The following is a 16,544-nucleotide window of genomic DNA, read 5'->3' on the forward strand; positions in this document are numbered from 1 at the left end:
GTGCCGCGGACGGCATTCGATGTTCATCGACGGTTCGTCGATTGATAGTCGATTGATAGTCAATCCTACCCGCCGCCGGCGCACCGGCCGTCCCATGACGGTCGTGTGACGGTTTTCCACCCCCTTCGGTTCCATTTGGGTTCCATGACGCCTGTACGCCGCGCTTCCTCGATTGCCGATCCGGTCTTTCTGGCCGGTGGCACGCGCGCGTCGGCACCTCCCCCTGTTTCTCCTGTCTGGTCGCCGCCGGCCGCTGTCGGGTCGCCGCCCGCTGCGGTCGTGGCTGGCGTAGCACCGCCGCGCGCTGTCGTGGCCGGTGTTGCACCGCCGCCGCGCGCCGTCGTCGCAGCGGTAGCCCCGCCGCCCGCGGCCGTCCTCGGCTGATCTCAGCCGACCCCCAGTCTTCCGTCTGACCGTGCGCGCCCGGCGCGCGCGAACGCCTTTGCTGCCTGCTCGATGCCGCGCATCTCGACGATGCCCGGCTCGCATTCGCCACCGGCGTTCGCCCACGGTCGACCGAAGCCCGTCACACCCAATGACAGGTGAAACCGATGAACTTCCAAAGATTCGCGCATGCGGCGCGATCGACCTTGTCCCTGCTGTCCTTGTCGGCGCTGTCGTCGGCGCTCTCGTCCCGACTGAGCTCGTCCCGATCGAGCTCGTCGCGGCTGACCTCGTCCCGATCCTCCTCCTCCCGACCGTCGCTGCGCTCGCGCGTCAGGCTGCCGGATGCCTGGGCCGCCCACGGCTCCACCGCGCTATTCGTGCTGCTGTGGAGCAGCGGCGCGATCGTCGCCAAATGGGGCCTGGCCTATGCCTCGGCCTTTGCCTTCCTGACGCTGCGCTTCGTGCTGGCCTTCGGCGTGCTGCTGGCGATCGCCGCATGGCGGCGCCGCTGGCTGCCGGAGCCCGGGCAGCGCGCGCGGGTCGCGATGGTCGGGCTGCTGCTGACCGGCTGCTATTCGATCTGCTATCTGCTGGCGCTGGACCGCGACGTCACGCCCGGCATGCTCGCCACGCTGCTCGGCGCCCAACCCATCCTGACGCTGCTGCTGACAGAGCGCCGCTTCTCGCCGCTGCGGCTGGTCGGGCTGATGCTGGCGCTGGCGGGGCTGGTGATGGTGGTCTACCAGGGCATCGGCATCGCCGGCACGCCCGTGGCCGGCATGCTCTATGCGCTGACCGCGCTGGCCACGATGACGGCCGGCACCATCGTGCAGAAAGGCATCCGGCAGGCGCCGATCGACGTGATGCCGTTGCAATACGGCATCGCGCTGCTGATGTGCCTGGCGCTGCTGCCGTTCGAGCCGATCCACGTCTCGCTGACGCCCGCGCTGCTGCTGCCGCTCGGCTGGATGGCGCTGGTGATCTCGATCGGCGCGACGCTGCTGCTGTACCGGATGATCCAGGGCGGCAATCTGGTCAATGTGACCAGCCTGTTCTACCTGGTGCCGGCCGGCACCGCGGTGCTCGACTATCTGATCCTGGGCAACCGGCTGGCGCCGCTGGCGCTGGGCGGCATGGTCACGATCCTGCTCGGGCTGGCGCTGGTGTTTCGCAACAGGCCGGGGGGCTGATTCGTGCCCTGCGCCGTCTCCGTCGCCGTCTGAACGACGCCTGCATGACCTCTGAACGATGTCTGAACGGCGCTTGAACGCCGTCCCAACTGGCACCCAAGACGCCGTCCCAGCGCCGTCCCAGCGCCGTCCCCAGCGCCGGCTCAGGGCGGGGGGCGGCACGGCTCAGCGCGGTGACCGGCGCCGGCTTACGGCGGCGGCCGGCGCCGGCGCGACAGCACGGCGCCGAGCACCACGCCGATGAGGAGGGCGATCACGATCCATAGCCATGACGCCGCTGTCGGCGGCACGGTGGCCGGTGTCCCAGGCGCACCGGGGGCGCCCGGGGCGGCGGTGGGCGTCACGCCGGCCATCGTCGCGGTCAGCGCCTGCCAGTCGGCCTTCGTTATCTGCGTCATGCGGGCCGCATCGGGCAGCCCGAACACGCAGATCTCGCCGCCGGGCAGCTGGCAGAAGCGCTCGGCCGGACAGCTTTTCAGTATCTGTGGAGTCTCTCCCGTGCCGCAGCGCGCGCCGGCGCTGCGCAACACCTGCAAGGTGACGTCGGGATGCTTGGTCAGTTGTTCCGGCATGGTGCCTCCCGCTGGCTACGAGTGACAAACAGGCAGCAAGCGCGAGGCCCCTGCCCCGCCTTACTTCCAGAACCCAGTATGGGAGCGCGCGGCTTCGTCTTCCAGCATCGGGCCGTGCACCTCGATATGGCGCTGCCCCCGCACGAATACCTCGCGGCACGGCAGCGAGAAGGTCGGATTCTCAGGGTGGTCGCCGGTCAGCCCCAACAGCGTGTGCTCCGACAGCGCATAGACGACGCGGCCGATATTGCACCAGTAGATCGCGCCGGCGCACATGCAGCAGGGTTCGGCGCTGGTGTACAGCGTGCAGCGGGCCAGTTGCTCGGGGCTCAGGCGCCTGGCGGCCAGCGCCGCCGCGGCCAGCTCCGCATGCTGGGTCGGGTCGCCCTGCGGCGGCATCGAGTTGTTGCCCGCCGAGGCGACGATATTGCCGTGCTCGTCCGCCACGATGGCCGCGAAGGGATGGCGGCCGTTCTGCTTCGATTCCTCGGCCAGCGCGATCGACTGGCGCAGCAGCCGAAGATCGAGCTCGGTCAGCTTGTCCGTGGTGATGTGGCCATGGGTGTGGGTCTGGGTGTCGATGGCTGGCATCGGACGATTCTCCTGCGAAGTGGGCGCCCTGGTGGCGCGATGCGATGGCGGCCGGCATGGCCGCGTTGGGATCAAGGCTGGGTGGTGGCGACGGCGTCGGCATGCCCGCCGTCGAGCGCCGCCACTTGCGCCGTCCCGCGGTTGAGCAGCAGATTCAGCAGCACGGCCGTGATCGCCCCGAGGAAGATGCCACTGTCGAGCACCAACTTCAGCGGCCCTTCGACGCGCTCGAACAGCGCCGGCAGCGACATCGGCAGCACGCCCACGCTGACGGATACCGCGACGATGATCGCGTTGCGCGTGCCGTCGAACCTCACGCGCGACAGCTCCTGGATGCCGGCCACCGTCGTCATGCCGAACATCACGATCGCGCAGCCGCCCAGCACCGGCCGCGGTACCGAAGCAATCAGCGCGCCAAGCTTCGGGAACAGGCCCATCAGCACCATGATGGCGCCCGCCGATGCCACCACATAACGGCTCTTGACGTTGGAAAGCGCGATCAGCCCCGTGTTCTGCGTGAAGGCGTTATAGGGAAAGCTGTTGAAGACGCCGCCGAGCATGGTCGACAGCCCATCGGCGCGGAAGGCATCGCCGAGTGTGCGCTGGGTCGAGGGCCGGCCGACGATGGTGCCGATCGCCAGCACATTGCCGGTGGTCTCGGCCATGATCACCAGCATCGCCAGCAGCATCACCAGCGTCGGCATCGGGGCGAACGACGGGGCGCCGAACGCGAACGGCGGACTGATTTCGAACCAGGCGGCGCGCCCGACCGCGTCGAAGCTCGTCATGCCGCAGGCCATCGCGATCGCGGTGCCCCCCAGCAGGCCGATCAGCACCGACAGATTGCCGATAAAGCCGGAGAAGCGCGCGTAGACGAACAGCGTGATGGCGATCGTCGCCAGGCCCAGCAACAGATTCGGCGTCGCCCCGAAGTCGGGCGCATCGGGATTGCCGCCTCCCAGCCAGATCGCCGCCGCAGGCATCAGCGTGACACCGATGATCACGATCAGGCTGCCGATTACCACCGACCGAAACCAGCGCAGCAGCCGGCTGAACAGCGGCGCAATCGCGATGGTCAGCGCGCCGGCCGCGATCACCGCGCCGAACACGTGGCTGAGCCCATATTGCTGGCCGATCAGCATCATCGGCGCGATCGCGATAAAGGAACAACCCTGGATCAGCGGCAGGCGCGCGCCAAAGCGCCAGAAGCCCAGCGTCTGGATCAGTGTCGCGATGCCCGAGGTCAGCAGATTGGCGTTGATCAACGTGACCATCTGCTGCTGGGTCAGGCCGAGCGCGCTGCCGAGGATCAACGGCACCGCGACGGCGCCCGCGTACATCACCAGCACATGCTGCAGGCCGAAGCTGGCCAGCTGCCGCAAGGGCAATCGTTGATCGACCGGGTGGACGGCCGGCTCCTTGGCCGGGTGCGCGGCGGGGTTCTGCTGCATCGGGTCGGGGTGCGCCTGCTGCTGCGAATTCATCGTGGTCTCCTCCGTCTGGTCTGTGGTCCCGCGCTTTTTGCGCCGGCCGGATCGGTGCGCCATAATCCGGCGGGTTTGCGCGGCGGGCCAAATCGGCAGCCATCGATTTTTTTGATAGGCAGTTTTTTGACAGGCAGGAGCCAGGCCCGCGATGCGCTATTCGCTAGATCAGTTGGAAATGTTCACCCTGGTGGCCAGCACCGGCTCGTTCTCGGCCGCGGCCCGGCAGTTGCGCAAGACGCAGTCCGCGGTCAGCACCGCGATCGCCAATCTGGAGGCCGACCTCGGCCTGGTACTGTTCGAACGCGGCGGCAAGGCATCGACACTGACACCGGCCGGAGAGAAGCTGCGCAACGAAGCCGAACTGGTGCTGGAGCGCTGCCTGCAGCTGGAGGCGCATGCCAACGAGCTGGGCGAACGCGTCGAACCGGCGCTGACGCTGGCGATCGAGGTCCCCTACTCGACCTTGATGCCGCCGCTACGGGACTTCGCCGAACGCTTTCCGCACGTCGACCTGCAGATTCGCCATCCGCTGCATGGCGACGTGGCCGAACTGCTCGCGAGGGGCGAAGCGGACCTTGGCATCGCGTTCTCGCAGCCGGCGTACCCGCGCGATCTGGGCTTCGCGCAGATGGGCAAGCTGATCCTGTCGCACGTCGCGCACCGCGACCATCCGCTTTCGAAGCTGAAGCGCGTCGACTTCGCCGACCTGCGCGCGCACCGGCGCCTGGTGTTCAGCGGCCACAACCACAAGCTGCCCAGCAGCGAATACCTCGACGCGACGCGCTGCTGGCAGGCGGAAAGCTACGCGGCGCTGCTCGAACTGGCGCGCACGGGCCTCGGCTGGACCACGCTGCCGCGGCAGCTGATCCTCTCGGAGCTGGCTTCAGGTGAGTTGGTGGAACTGCCGCTGACCGCCTATCCGTACACCGACTGGCTGGTCGGCGTGGATCTGATCTGGGCCAAGGCGCACGTACTGGGCAAGGCCGGGCTGTGGCTGAAGCGCCGGCTTGGCGAGCACAAGGTGTTCGAGGTGGATCGGGAGGGGAAGAGGACAACGTTGTAGTCGGCGCCGTCATTGGTAGTGCGACGCGCGCTTGCGCGCCGTATTGGCGCTACTCCTGATCCGCGCTGCCCACCGTATCCGCGCTACCCCTGATCGGTGCTGCCCACCGTATCCGCGCTACCCCTGACCCGCGCTGCCTGCCATGCCCGGCCTACCCGACGTTAGCCGCCGGCACGAACCACAAACGACTGCGTCGTCGTAAACGGCACCAAGGTCCCGCTACCCCGAGCCGAACAACGCATGCCGTTCATCGCCCGGCGCGCCGCGTTGTCGACCGGCCGAAAGCCCGACGGCTTTTCCACCGAGGTGCGGGCGACCGAGCCATCCTCGCCGATCCAGACGCGCACGGTCACCGAGACCGGTTTGTCGGGCAGCTCGCTGACCAGGCTCAGGCGCGGCTGGGAGCAGCCAACATTGGGGGGCAGCCCTTCCCGATAGCTGACCGGCGCGGATCCGGGCAGCCGTGGCGAGGTTTCCTCGTTGCGGCAGATCGCCTGCTGTTCCTCGAACACCTTGCGCACCGCCTGCAGCGTCTTCGGTTGCGTGGCGGCGCCGGCGGACCACTTCGCCGCCAGCGGCGCCGGCAAGGCCTTGCCGACCGCCGCGGACTCCTCCGGCGTCAGCCGGAACACGAGATTGCCCGATGCCAGCCGCTCGGCACGCGCCTGCTGGATGCGCTTGCCTTCCGGGGTATCGAGGAAACGGGTCAGGGCCAGGAATTCCTCCTTGGAGAAATCCTCCGCCAGCGGATAGCCGATCCGGTTGGCGACCGTGCGCGGCTCCATCGCCGACAGGCAGGCGGCGCGTTGCGGCGGGACCTTGTCGCCTTGCTGCTTCAGCGTGCCTTTGGCGGCGGGGATCACTTCGCCGGTGGCGACGGCTTCGGAGACGCGCTTGGCGGCCAGTTCCAGCGCCGCGCTATCGGTACCCGCGGCACCCGCGGCGTCCGCCGCGCTCGCCACACGTGCAACGACCATCAGGGCCACCGCAGCCGTCAGCGAGGCCTTCCATCCGGCGCGCCGCGACGCCCCGAAATCGCCCGCGACCCGGCGATCAGCGCAGTTGGCGCGGATTGATGCTTGCATCCTTGACATAGGGATCGTCCTTCGAGACCGGCGCGGCCTCCTCGATGTTCTGGGGCCAGACCGGCACGCGGCAAGTTGCCATCACCAGCGCGCGGCTGCACGCCAGCAGAAGATTGAACGGCCACATCAGCCAATAGATCGGCGCGGAACCGGCGTCGTTGGCGAAGACACGTTCCAGTCCGACGCGAAAGCGCTCGCGCCGCCCGTCGATCGGCACACAGTACCGGATGCGCTCGATCAGGTCCTTCGGCCCCTCTTCCATATACCGCCGCAGGAATTCCCAGTGCGCCTTCAAGCGCTGCGGATCGACTTCCCACAACGAGAATGCGAACTGCTCGCGCACCGTGACGCCGTCGCGATCCAGCACCAGGCCGCGGATATCGCGCACCGGCTGAACCGAGCCGGAACAGCGCCCCAGCGTGAAGAACACATCGTCCCAGCGCACGCTCAGGATGCTGCCATCCAGCCGGAACACATGCAGCATCCGGTTGCGCCGATCCAGCCGGATCGGATAGTGCGTGTAGCGCCCGATTTCCCGGCGCGCCATCCATACCGACAGCGCCACGATCGGTGCCATCACGAAGGCCACGAACCCGAGGAAGGCGGCGACGGTACCCGGAGTGTACAGGCCCAGCGCCAGCGGCCGCTGCGCGGCCAGGCTCATCGCGACGAAACCGCCGACGCAGACGAAGATCACGACCAGCGCCATCAGTGTCAGCGCGCCCCGGGAGTCGTAGTAGCGGTCGACCGAATCCAGATAGCTCGAATTGATCTTGATCACGCAGAGCTGATCGTGCGGCTCGACCTGCAGACGCTGCCCCTGGCGCAGGCGGTGAGCGCGCTCGTCGTCGTCGATTGGCCGGTTGACGCGATACTTGCGCACCAGTCCCGTGAAATCCATATCAGTCCTTCGTGGCCAGCTTCAGCTCTTCCATCTCCTCTTCGACGTCCCCGTAGCGCTCGTCGCTGAGGCTGCCCCAGTAGCAGCGTTCCAGCCAGTCCTGGATCTTGTCGTCGGCAAGCCAGGCGATCAGCCCCGCGATCACGAACATCACAATGGCAATCACGATGCCCCAGCCGGTCATGCCGACATAAACGGCCCAGACCATCAGCAAGCCCACCGCCGCCGACAGTACGTAGAGACCGCCGACGACGACATTGCCCTCCGAGAATTCAAGCCGCGCCTGGTTCAAGTCCAGCACGGCGATGATGACACCCCCGACCGCGGTCGCCCTGCGCCCCAGGCTCTCGAGCATCTTGGCCAGCGACGCGTCCAGTGCGCGGCCGAACTGCAGGCCGAATGTGACGCGCGCCTTGGCGACCTTCGACACCAACTCGATGATGCCGCCCGCCACGCCGACGACCCCGCCGAGGATGCGCCCCCAGGTATCGGCGACCTTGTGGTTCATCGAATCGTCGCTGTCGCTCCACAGCTTGATCAGCAGGACGATATCGAGAACGGATGAGGCCGCGCCGACGCGCACATCGGTATTGATGACGCCCTTCCAGGCGCCGGGCAGGCGCATCAGCGCATACTGGTTCGGCAGCCGCAACGAGCGCGCCAGCCATGCCGTACGCTGCGCCTTGGTCAGACCGGAAGGCATGCTCTTCAGATGACCGGGATCGACCAGCACCAGGAACGATTTGCTTGTCGTGCCCTCCATCGGCAGCCCGTGCACCTCGAGGCGCCGCAGTTCCAGCTCGACCGGGTCGTACAAGGCCCGGCGCGACGGCACATCGTGCCCCGCCTCGGCGCTCAGGTTGCGGATCTTGCGGATCAGCTCGCGGCGGAACGTCCGGTAGTCGCCCTGGACCTGCAGCGGCACCATCGCCTTCCTGGACAGCATGCCGAACAGAACGGCGATGCCCTTGATGGGACCATCGGCGGTCGCCTTGCTCAGCGCCCACGCCAACGGGCCGTTGATGCCAAGGATGAAATTGGCGATCAGGCACGAAGCCGTGCCCGGATTCGATACGCGCTGGAAGGCAAAGTCGTAGACCTTGATCAGCGAAGGCCAGGACAGGTTCCACGGATCCACGCCGCTCGACGACGCCTTGGCGGCCGCCGCGAGCACGTCCTGCTGATTGAAGCCAAGCGCGCGCAGCAGCAGGTTCTTCTGGTCGTCGGGACTGCCCTCGAGCCATTTCTTGTACAGCTCGAAGCAGACCGGCTTGTCCTGCGTGTTCCCGATGCAAAGCATGACCGCGCCGGTATAGGCCTCGCCGCTACGCATATTCGTCTCGTCGTAGTTGCAGGCGAACACGTTGGCCATGGACTCGCTCTCCAGCCAGGCACGGTGCGCCCTGGCGAGCGGATCGATCGTCTTCTTGTTGAACCCGTCCAGTGCCCGGTCGAATGCCTTCTGGAAATCGTCGCGCGCCTTCTCGTCATAGCGCTTCGCGCCGGTCACCATGCGCGTCTCGTACTTGGTCCACGAGTTGCTGCGCGCCTGGTGCAGGCGTGCCTTGGGCACGTCGCGGTAGGCCTCAGCGATACTGCGATTGCGCGCCTTCTCGGGTTCCCCGAGCAGCCATTCGGCCAGCATCTTGCCGGCCGCCATGGTCTCCGGACCTGCACCGCCCGGAATCGGCATCGCGTGCGGATCCGCGGTTCCGTAGATCTCGACGTTCTGGGCGCTCTCCTCGGCTGTACGCATGACCTCGAGTTCGGCATGATTGCCGATCGACTCGCGTATCGACATGATCGCCTGCGACACGGCCAGCTTGCGCGCGCGGTCGGGGTCCTCGTACAGGAAGTCCTCGTAGCACTGGTGCATCAGCGGGTCGAGTTCGGAGGCGATGCCGACCGGGTCCCACAATGCCGCCAGGGCCGGCCGATAGGGCTTGGCAGCCGCCTCGGCCCATTTGAGCAAATCGGCTTCCTGCTCCTTGCAGGCGTTGAAGTCGTGCGGCGAGAAGCTGAAGGCAGGATAGGCCTTGACCACGATGGTCGGCAGCGTGATCGCGTCCGGGTGACTTTCCGACATGGGGGCCGCGGGCGTTTCCTCGACCGTCGCGCCCTCCGCACGGAACTCGGCCACCAGCTTGCTGGCGTCCGTCAGCGGGGCCACGTGCGGCAAGGCCGCGCCGCCGCCGCGCCATTTGTCGATATCGACCCGGCGCATATGCTTTTCGCGCCAGGCCTGGCGCTTGTGCCGTTTCTTGACCTCGTCGGTCCACATCACGTCCGAGAAGCCCATCCAGACCGGTCCGGCGACATGGGCGTCCTTGACCGTGATGCAACGCGCGATCACCGCATCCTGCTTGTTGCTGCAGGTGAACTCGATGTCCTCGGGCAGCGGCGGCGCCGGGTCGTTGAAGTCGAATTCATACAGGTAGCCGGCCTCCGTCACCACGTAGGCGGACCACAGGCCGCGCTTCTCGTTGAAGACGTAGAGGTAGCCCGCGCGGAGCAGCCGCAGCGTGTAGCGCGCCACGTCCTCGGGCAACGGGATGGCCGTCACCTTGTCCCCGAACTGCGGATCCAGCACCGGCGGCACCGGCCCCAGCGGCCGGCCGCTCTTGCTCTTGCCGGTGCGGCCGATCGCGTACCGGACGGGCAGGATCGGCAGCCCTTCCTTGTCGCAGAACGGGCATTTGGACGCTTCCTCGATGGCGGCTGCGTTCATGTCGCTTTTTCCCATAGTCGATCGTTGTCGTGCGTCCCGGTCGCAGGCGGAACGCCCAGCGGGTCGTCGGTCAGTTCTGCACAGGCACCGACGTAGCTCAGTTCGCCGGCTTTTGCCCTCGACAGTGCTGCCCTCAGGGCGGGATGCGCCTCCGGGCGGCCTTGCATCGCCACGCACTGGACCGCGTAAAGCCGGCGGTCCGTTTCATCGCGCAAGCCGTGCCCTTGCGTGGCCTCGACCAGCGCGTCATCCAGCTGGCGGCCCAGCAAAACGGCGTCCGTGCACGGCCAACCGCTTCTGACCAGCGTTTGCAGGCAGCCGTTGACCAGGCCCACGCGGCGCAGCGGCCCGATCTGGCTGGCCCGGACCCGCAGCGGCAGATGGGGATCGTGGCTCGACAGGCGCTGGCGCCGCTGTCCCGTCGGATCGACCCAATGCCACTGCGCCACCGGCCCCATCAGGGCCTCGAGTTGCGCGTCGTCGAGGATGCCGAGCAATTGCGTCATCACGCGCGGATCGGTGAAGCGCAGCAGAAAGCGGCCGCCGTCCGGCACGCTCAGCAGCTGCGCCGTACCGAGGTGATGGGCAAGCCGTTCGGTCGAATGCTCGCTGACCAGGCAGGCGCTGAAATACGGGCGCCGGTAGTCCTCTTGCCAGCGCAACGCGGCATCGATCAGGCCGATTCTTGCCTGCCGATCCAGCTCCGCCAGCGCCAGCAGTGCCGGCATCAGGTGCGGCTGCACGTCGACGCCGCGAGGAAGCAGCGGCGTCACCGGATACGCCGCCACGGCCTGCCGTCCCAGCTGCAGCGGGCTCAGCACGACGTGCGTGAAATCGTCCAGAAAGCGATGATGCAGATCGAACATCGCCATCAGCCCAACGGCACCAGCGCATCGCCGGCGGCTTCCGCGCCGCGCGTCTTGAACTCGCACAGCCCCAGGTCGCCCTTGGCCAGCGAATTGCTCGCCTCGCCGCCCCCCGGCCCCACAAACCGATGCCCCGCCCCCTTGAACTCCACCTTGCCCGGCGCATGCAACTCAATCTTCCCGCCCAGCACGCGAATCTGCGCCCCGGCGGCGTTCAGCAGCACATGCTGCTTGCCCTCGACCGTGACATTGGCCTGCGTCGAGGCGATCGTCACGGTGCGCTCGGCGGCGTAGCGGCTGGCGCCGGTCAGGCTGGCGACTTCGACCTTGCCGGTGGCGGCGTGCAGGGCCATGCCGTTGGCGTCGCCGCCCTTCTGCGCGGCCTGCGTTCGCTGGCCACTCGATGCGGAGCCCGATCCGGAGCCCAATACCGAGCCCGATCCGGCGCCCGCCCCGGAACCAGATCCCGCCGATCCGCCCTGCCCGTCGGTAAACAGGCTCAAGCCATCGGCCACCGCGACGGCCAGGTTGCCTCCGGCCGCCAGATTGACATGCTCCCCCGCCACCAGCGTCGCATTGGTGCCAGCAACCAGTACCGCATCGGCCGGCGTCGACAGCGCCACGCCCTTCGGGCCCGACACAACCAGATGCGGCTCGCTATAGGCGATCGCCGAACCGCCATCCTCTGCCTTCGCCTCGGTCCGCAACACTTCAGCGCTGTGCTTCAGCGATTCGAGCGCCGGCAGCGTATCGGTGGCCGGCTCGCCTGGCAGCGCGGCCTTCTGCTTGGCCGCCTGCTGTGCCAGCGTGCGGGCGAGCTCCAGGCTCTCTTCCACCTGCGTCGCGGCCTGCTCGCTCTGCAGCAGCGGTTGCGTGACGCTGCCGTCCTCGGCGGCGATCAGCAGGCCGGAACCGGCGCGGACGCTGCCGGAGGCGTCGGTGGCAAGCGCCGCGCCGTGGCCCAGATCGGCCTCGCGGGCGTTGTCGCGCTGGAACAGGTGGTGGCCGAGCGTCAGCGACGTCGCGGCCTGCGTGGTCGACAGCAGCGTGCGGCTCTGGCCCTCGGTGTCGTCGAACACCAACTGGTTGTAGCCGCCGTTGCCGGTCTGGCTGGCGGACAGCGCCTGTGTCTTGATACCGGACAGCACGGCGTTGTGCGCGTGCGCCTTGTCGTTCTTGCCCTCGCCGGCAAACCACGCCGGCGCGTTACCGGTCGCGTTGGCGGCGCCGGCCTGTTGCTTGTTGATCTGCGCGTCGGTCTCGCCGGCGCCGTTGTAGGCCGCGCCGACGACCACCGGGCGGTCGATATCGCCATTGACGAACTCCACCACCACTTCCTGGCCGACGCGCGGCAGCGCGACACCGCCCCAGTTGTCGCCGGCCACCGGCGTGGCGACGCGCAGCCAGCAACCCAGCGCCGACTCGGCGCGGGCGTTGTCGTCGCCGGCCGGGTGGGATTGCCGGCTGGACGAACGCCCGCCGCGCTGCCAATGGAACTGGACCTTGATGCGGTGATCGCGGTCGGTATGGATCGGCCCGCCGTCGCCCACGACCAGCGCGGTCTGGCTGCCGCGCACGGTCGGCCGCGGATGCAGCAGGCGGCCGTCGTCGCCGCGCAGCGCGGGCCGGTAAGGCACGCTGGCGCGCACGGCGGTGAAGCGGTTGCGGTACAGCGGCAGGGTCTCATTGTTCCCGGCGGGGGCGAGGCCCGTCAGCGCCAGCAGGGCCTGGCCGAAACCCTCGTTGAAGTTGTTGCGCGCCTCGTGCGTGACCGACAGCACCACGAAGCGGCGGCCGTCTTCCTCGTCGCCATCGTGCTCGTAGTGGTCCAGCAGCGAGAACGTGGTGGCAGGCGCCAGCGTGCGGACCGTGCCGCCGCCATGGAAGGCCTTGTTGCGGACCTCGAGCGATTCCATCGCGATGCGCGAGATGCGCTGCGCCTGCTCGGCATCCTCGAAGGCGTACTGGCCGACGTAGTCGGTGTCGGTCAGCGGGCTGGCCTGTTCGCCATTGTCATGGTGCGTGCTCAGCGTCGCGCTGCGCAGCGAGGCGGTGCGATAGTCCCAGGTCGCCAGTTCGACCGCATTGGTCTGCCATTGCCGCTCACCCTGCCATTCGGTGATCACGTCCTCCGAGGCGGTGGCATCGGCGCGGCCGAAGCGGATGCTGGCCTGGGCGTTGTCCTTGAAGACGTCGTTGCGATCGGCGATCACCATCCGATGCACGCCGAGGGCATCGCCATCGGCCGCCTCGTGCTCGAAGTAGTAGAACAGCCCTTCCTCGGCCAGCAGCCGCGTCACAAAGTCGAAATCCGACTCGTCGTACTGCGTCACCACGCTGCGCTTCGGATAGACCGCGGTGTCGGCCACCGCCCAGCGCCATTCCGGCACCAGCTTGCCCTGCCCGCGGTAGTCGCCGAGCACGCTGTCGACGACCTCGATCACCGACATGTCCTGGAACAGGAAGCTGTCGCGCCGATGCCGCAGGAAGGCCAGCCACGGTTCGATCACGAGCCGGTAGCGCGCCAGGCCGCCATTGGCGCCGACGCGCTCGAACACCGTTACATGCCCGTGCAACGCGCGCGGCTTGTCGCGGCTGAGCTGCGTCAGCAGATCGATGCGGACCGGCTGCCCCAGCAAGGCGGCCGGGTCCAGCCTGGCGTCGTCCGACAGCGCCGACAACTCGATGCGGAAGCCGCCGCCATCGAGCTGTTCGCGCGCGAGCAGACGCTCGGCAAGCAGCACGTCCTCGCCCAGCGGCGTGGCGAGCCGCAGCAGCCGGTCGTGCTGGCGGAAGGCGGCGCGCAGTTGCGCCGCCAGTTCATGCGCCATATCGGTCAGTACGCCCATCGCTGCCTCGACTGTGAGTGACGGAGTCAATTGATTTCAATGGATTTCAATTGACCTTGTAGCGGAAGCCGCCGTTCTTGTTGACGCCCACCTTGATCTTCTGGATCGCCTCGCCCTGCGCCATCTTCGCCAGCACCGACTGCGCGATCTCCGGCAGCAGCGTGCCGTTCAGGATATGGTCGACCGCGCGCGCGCCGGTATCGACTTCGGTGCAGCGCTGCAGCACGGCCTCGGTCACGGCCGCATCCCATTCGAACGCCGCGCGGTGGTTCTGCTGCACGCGCTCGCCGATGCGCCGCAGCTTCAGCTCGATGATCTCGACCAGCGTGTCGTCGCTGATCGGGTAGTACGGCACCACCTTGGTCCGGCCGATAAAGGCGGGCTTGAAGGTCTTGTACAGCGTCGGGCGCAGCGCCTCGGTCAGCGCGTCGGCATCCGGCAGTTCCTCGGCGGACTTGTTCAGGCACGCCTGCATGATCGAGGCCGAGCCCGCGTTCGAGGTCAGGATGATGATGGTGTTGCGGAAGTCGATGGTCCGGCCCTCGGCGTCCTCCATCCAGCCCTTGTCGAAGACCTGGAAGAACATCTCGAGCACGTCCGGATGCGCCTTCTCGATTTCGTCGAGCAGCACCACGCTGTACGGGTTGCGACGTACCGCCTCGGTCAGCACGCCGCCCTCGCCATAGCCGACATAGCCGGGCGGCGAGCCCTTGAGCCCCGACACGCTGTGGGCCTCCTGGTACTCGCTCATATTGATGGTGATCAGCTTGCGCTCGCCGCCGTACAGGATGTCGGCCAGCGCCAGCGCGGTCTCGGTCTTGCCCACGCCGGACGGGCCGACGAACAGGAACACCCCGCGCGGCTTGTGCGGGTCTTCCAGATTGGCCGCTGCGGTACGCACGCGCTGCGCCACCGCTTCGAGCGCGTGCGGCTGGCCGACCACGCGTTCCTCCAGCAGCGGCTTCAGGTTCATCACCGTATGCAGCTCGTCCTTGACCATGCGGCCCAACGGAATGCCGGTCCAGGCCGAGACGATCTCGGACACAACCTGGCCGTCGACCTGGATCGGCACCAGCGGCTTTTCGCCCTGCAGTTGGCGCAGTTCGTCCTTCAGGCGCGACAGTTCGTCGGTGGGCGCGATCGGGGCGGCCGGCGTGGCGGCCTTGCGGCGGCGGCCGGCGGGCGCGATATCGCTGTTGGCGGCCACCGGTTCGGCTTCCTCGGCTGCGGTGTCGACGGTGTCGGCGCCGGTGTTGCCGACCGCGGCCGCATCGCCCGCACGCGCGTCGCGCGAACGCAGCAGTGCGACGATCCGCTCGACCAGCTCACGCTCGCGTGCGAGCCGTTCGTTGCCGGCGGCAATGCGCTCGCGCAGCGCCTGCTCCTGCTTCTGCAACTCGGCCAGCCGCGCCTGGTGCTGTCCGCCGGTCGACAGCTCGCGTTGCAGCGCGCCGATCTCGACGGTCAGGCGCTCCAGCGCCTTCTGGTCCTGCTCGATCTCGGCGGGCGTCGCGCTCTGCGCCAGCGCCACCTTGGCGCAGGCGGTGTCGAGCACGCTGACGGCCTTGTCCGGCAACTGCCGGCCGCTGATATAGCGGTGCGACAGCCGCACCGCCTCGGTGATCGCTTCGTCCAGCACACGCACGTCGAAGTGCCGCTCCATCAGGCCGACCATGCCGCGCAGCATGGCCGAGGCCAGCGCCTCGTCCGGTTCCTCGACCTTGACGACCTGGAAGCGCCGCGCCAGCGCGGCATCCTTCTCGAAGTACTTCTTGTATTCGGCCCAGGTCGTCGCCGCGATCGTGCGCAGTTCGCCGCGCGCCAGCGCCGGCTTCAGCAGATTGGCCGCGTCGTTCTGGCCGGCCTGCCCGCCCGCGCCGATGATCGTGTGGGCCTCGTCGATGAACAGGATGATCGGCTGCGGGCTGCGCTTGACCTCGTCGATCACGTTGCGCAGCCGGTTCTCGAACTCGCCCTTGACGCTGGCGCCGGCCTGCAGCAGGCCCATGTCCAGCGTGCGCAGCGCGACGCCGCGCAGCGGCGGCGGCACGTCGTCGGCGGCAATGCGCAATGCCAGCCCTTCGACCACCGCGGTCTTGCCGACCCCCGCCTCGCCGGTCAGGATCGGGTTGTTCTGGCGGCGGCGCATCAGGATGTCGATCATCTGGCGGATCTCGGCGTCGCGGCCGATCACCGGATCGATGCGGCCGTCGCGCGCCGCCGCGGTCAGGTCGACGGTGTACTGGTCGAGCGCCGGGGTCTTCGACAGCGCGCCCTGCCCGGAAGGCTCCTCGGCCGGCGCGGCGCCCGCGTCCGCGAAGGCCACCGCCTGCTCGGCCTCTTCCGAGCCCTTGGTCAATGCGGCCAGTTCATGCTTGAGGCGTTCGACCGGGAATTGGCCAAAGCGCCGGGAGCCGCGCTCGGCCAGCGGCGCCAGGCTCGGCTCGGTCAGCAGCGCCAGCAGCAGATGGCCCGAGCGGATGCGCGTGGTCTGCGAATCGAGCGAGGCGATGAGCCAGGCATGCTCGAACAGCTTGGGCAGCCATGGCGAGAACGCCGGCGTGCGGCCATTGCCGGTCTGGAAGCGGCCGAGCTCCCTGTCGAGGTCGCTCTGCAACGCGGCCGGATCGATGCCGCTGGCCCGCGCCGCGACGGACACGTCGCTGCGCGGATTCTCCAGCAGCGCCAGGAACAGATGCTCCAGGTCGACCTCATAGTGGCCGCGCGCCATGCACAGCGAGGCGGCCCGTTCGGCGGCCTGCCGGCTGGTGGCATTGAGCTTGGCGATCAGCGTCTTCAAGGGGGTGGCCATGATGGCTCGGCTC

11 protein-coding genes are annotated in these 16,544 nt (G+C 68.1%); 2 read left to right on the plus strand and 9 right to left on the minus strand.

The annotated features are described in order from the left end of the window. Positions 1 to 551 precede the first annotated feature (551 nt). Positions 552 to 1,577, plus strand: coding sequence for a DMT family transporter (locus K7G19_RS06320; RefSeq protein ID WP_149318811.1), 1,026 nt, complete (start codon positions 552 to 554; stop codon positions 1,575 to 1,577). A gap of 188 nt (positions 1,578 to 1,765) precedes the next feature. On the opposite strand, the gene K7G19_RS06325 is transcribed toward K7G19_RS06320, so the two are convergent. The 3 genes from K7G19_RS06325 to K7G19_RS06335 form a co-directional block, all read right to left on the minus strand. Then, complete coding sequence (locus K7G19_RS06325) at positions 1,766 to 2,149, minus strand: hypothetical protein (RefSeq protein WP_149318812.1); 384 nt, start codon at positions 2,147 to 2,149, stop codon at positions 1,766 to 1,768. Positions 2,150 to 2,209: 60 nt separating this feature from the next. Then, complete coding sequence (locus K7G19_RS06330) at positions 2,210 to 2,740, minus strand: nucleoside deaminase (RefSeq protein ID WP_226106460.1); 531 nt, start codon at positions 2,738 to 2,740, stop codon at positions 2,210 to 2,212. 71 nt (positions 2,741 to 2,811) lie between these two features. After that, positions 2,812 to 4,224, minus strand: a complete 1,413-nt coding sequence (locus K7G19_RS06335; RefSeq protein ID WP_226106462.1) for a nucleobase:cation symporter-2 family protein — start codon at positions 4,222 to 4,224, stop codon at positions 2,812 to 2,814. A 151-nt stretch (positions 4,225 to 4,375) separates the two neighbouring features. Here K7G19_RS06335 and K7G19_RS06340 point away from each other — a divergent pair, with 151 nt between their 5' ends. Further along, the gene (locus tag K7G19_RS06340) at positions 4,376 to 5,290 is read left to right on the plus strand and encodes a LysR family transcriptional regulator (RefSeq protein ID WP_149318814.1); all 915 of its coding nucleotides are present in this window, start codon (positions 4,376 to 4,378) and stop codon (positions 5,288 to 5,290) included. A 161-nt stretch (positions 5,291 to 5,451) separates the two neighbouring features. Here K7G19_RS06340 and K7G19_RS06345 read toward each other — a convergent pair whose 3' ends face one another. The 6 genes from K7G19_RS06345 to tssH all read right to left on the minus strand — a co-directional run bounded on the left by K7G19_RS06345 (position 5,452) and on the right by tssH (position 16,531). Next, entirely contained in the window at positions 5,452 to 6,267 is an 816-nt protein-coding gene (locus K7G19_RS06345) for an energy transducer TonB (protein WP_226106464.1), read from the minus strand. A gap of 76 nt (positions 6,268 to 6,343) precedes the next feature. Then, positions 6,344 to 7,276 (minus strand): DUF6708 domain-containing protein, encoded by a 933-nt coding sequence (locus K7G19_RS06350; protein ID WP_226106466.1) that lies wholly within the window; start codon positions 7,274 to 7,276, stop codon positions 6,344 to 6,346. Position 7,277: 1 nt separating this feature from the next. Next, on the minus strand, positions 7,278 to 10,004 hold the full coding sequence (locus K7G19_RS06355; protein ID WP_226106468.1) for a T6SS effector BTH_I2691 family protein: 2,727 nt from the start codon (positions 10,002 to 10,004) through the stop codon (positions 7,278 to 7,280). Continuing rightward, positions 10,001 to 10,876 (minus strand): DUF4123 domain-containing protein, encoded by an 876-nt coding sequence (locus K7G19_RS06360; RefSeq protein ID WP_226106470.1) that lies wholly within the window; start codon positions 10,874 to 10,876, stop codon positions 10,001 to 10,003. Before K7G19_RS06360 ends, K7G19_RS06355 begins: the two co-directional genes overlap by 4 nt. Beyond that, positions 10,876 to 13,719, minus strand: a complete 2,844-nt coding sequence (locus tag K7G19_RS06365; protein WP_226106471.1) for a type VI secretion system Vgr family protein — start codon at positions 13,717 to 13,719, stop codon at positions 10,876 to 10,878. Before K7G19_RS06365 ends, K7G19_RS06360 begins: the two co-directional genes overlap by 1 nt. Before the next feature lie 46 nt (positions 13,720 to 13,765). Beyond that, the gene (gene tssH / locus K7G19_RS06370; protein WP_226106472.1) at positions 13,766 to 16,531 is read right to left on the minus strand and encodes a type VI secretion system ATPase TssH; all 2,766 of its coding nucleotides are present in this window, start codon (positions 16,529 to 16,531) and stop codon (positions 13,766 to 13,768) included. Positions 16,532 to 16,544: the final 13 nt, after the last annotated feature.

This window comes from Cupriavidus sp. DB3, from assembly GCF_020418465.1.
GTDB classification, from domain to species: domain Bacteria; phylum Pseudomonadota; class Gammaproteobacteria; order Burkholderiales; family Burkholderiaceae; genus Cupriavidus; species Cupriavidus cauae.

Bases quoted from the DNA above. Each gene is read 5' to 3' on its own strand.
- K7G19_RS06340 (WP_149318814.1), top strand. From the start codon at position 4,376: ATGCGCTATTCGCTAGATCAGTTGGAAATGTTCACCCTGGTGGCCAGC.
- K7G19_RS06335 (WP_226106462.1), bottom strand. From the start codon at position 4,224: ATGAATTCGCAGCAGCAGGCGCACCCCGACCCGATGCAGCAGAACCCC.
- K7G19_RS06330 (WP_226106460.1), bottom strand. From the start codon at position 2,740: ATGCCAGCCATCGACACCCAGACCCACACCCATGGCCACATCACCACG.
- K7G19_RS06365 (WP_226106471.1), bottom strand. From the start codon at position 13,719: ATGGGCGTACTGACCGATATGGCGCATGAACTGGCGGCGCAACTGCGC.
- tssH (WP_226106472.1), bottom strand. From the start codon at position 16,531: ATGGCCACCCCCTTGAAGACGCTGATCGCCAAGCTCAATGCCACCAGC.
- K7G19_RS06350 (WP_226106466.1), bottom strand. From the start codon at position 7,276: ATGGATTTCACGGGACTGGTGCGCAAGTATCGCGTCAACCGGCCAATC.
- K7G19_RS06320 (WP_149318811.1), top strand. From the start codon at position 552: ATGAACTTCCAAAGATTCGCGCATGCGGCGCGATCGACCTTGTCCCTG.
- K7G19_RS06345 (WP_226106464.1), bottom strand. From the start codon at position 6,267: ATGGTCGTTGCACGTGTGGCGAGCGCGGCGGACGCCGCGGGTGCCGCG.
- K7G19_RS06355 (WP_226106468.1), bottom strand. From the start codon at position 10,004: ATGAACGCAGCCGCCATCGAGGAAGCGTCCAAATGCCCGTTCTGCGAC.
- K7G19_RS06325 (WP_149318812.1), bottom strand. From the start codon at position 2,149: ATGCCGGAACAACTGACCAAGCATCCCGACGTCACCTTGCAGGTGTTG.
- K7G19_RS06360 (WP_226106470.1), bottom strand. From the start codon at position 10,876: ATGGCGATGTTCGATCTGCATCATCGCTTTCTGGACGATTTCACGCAC.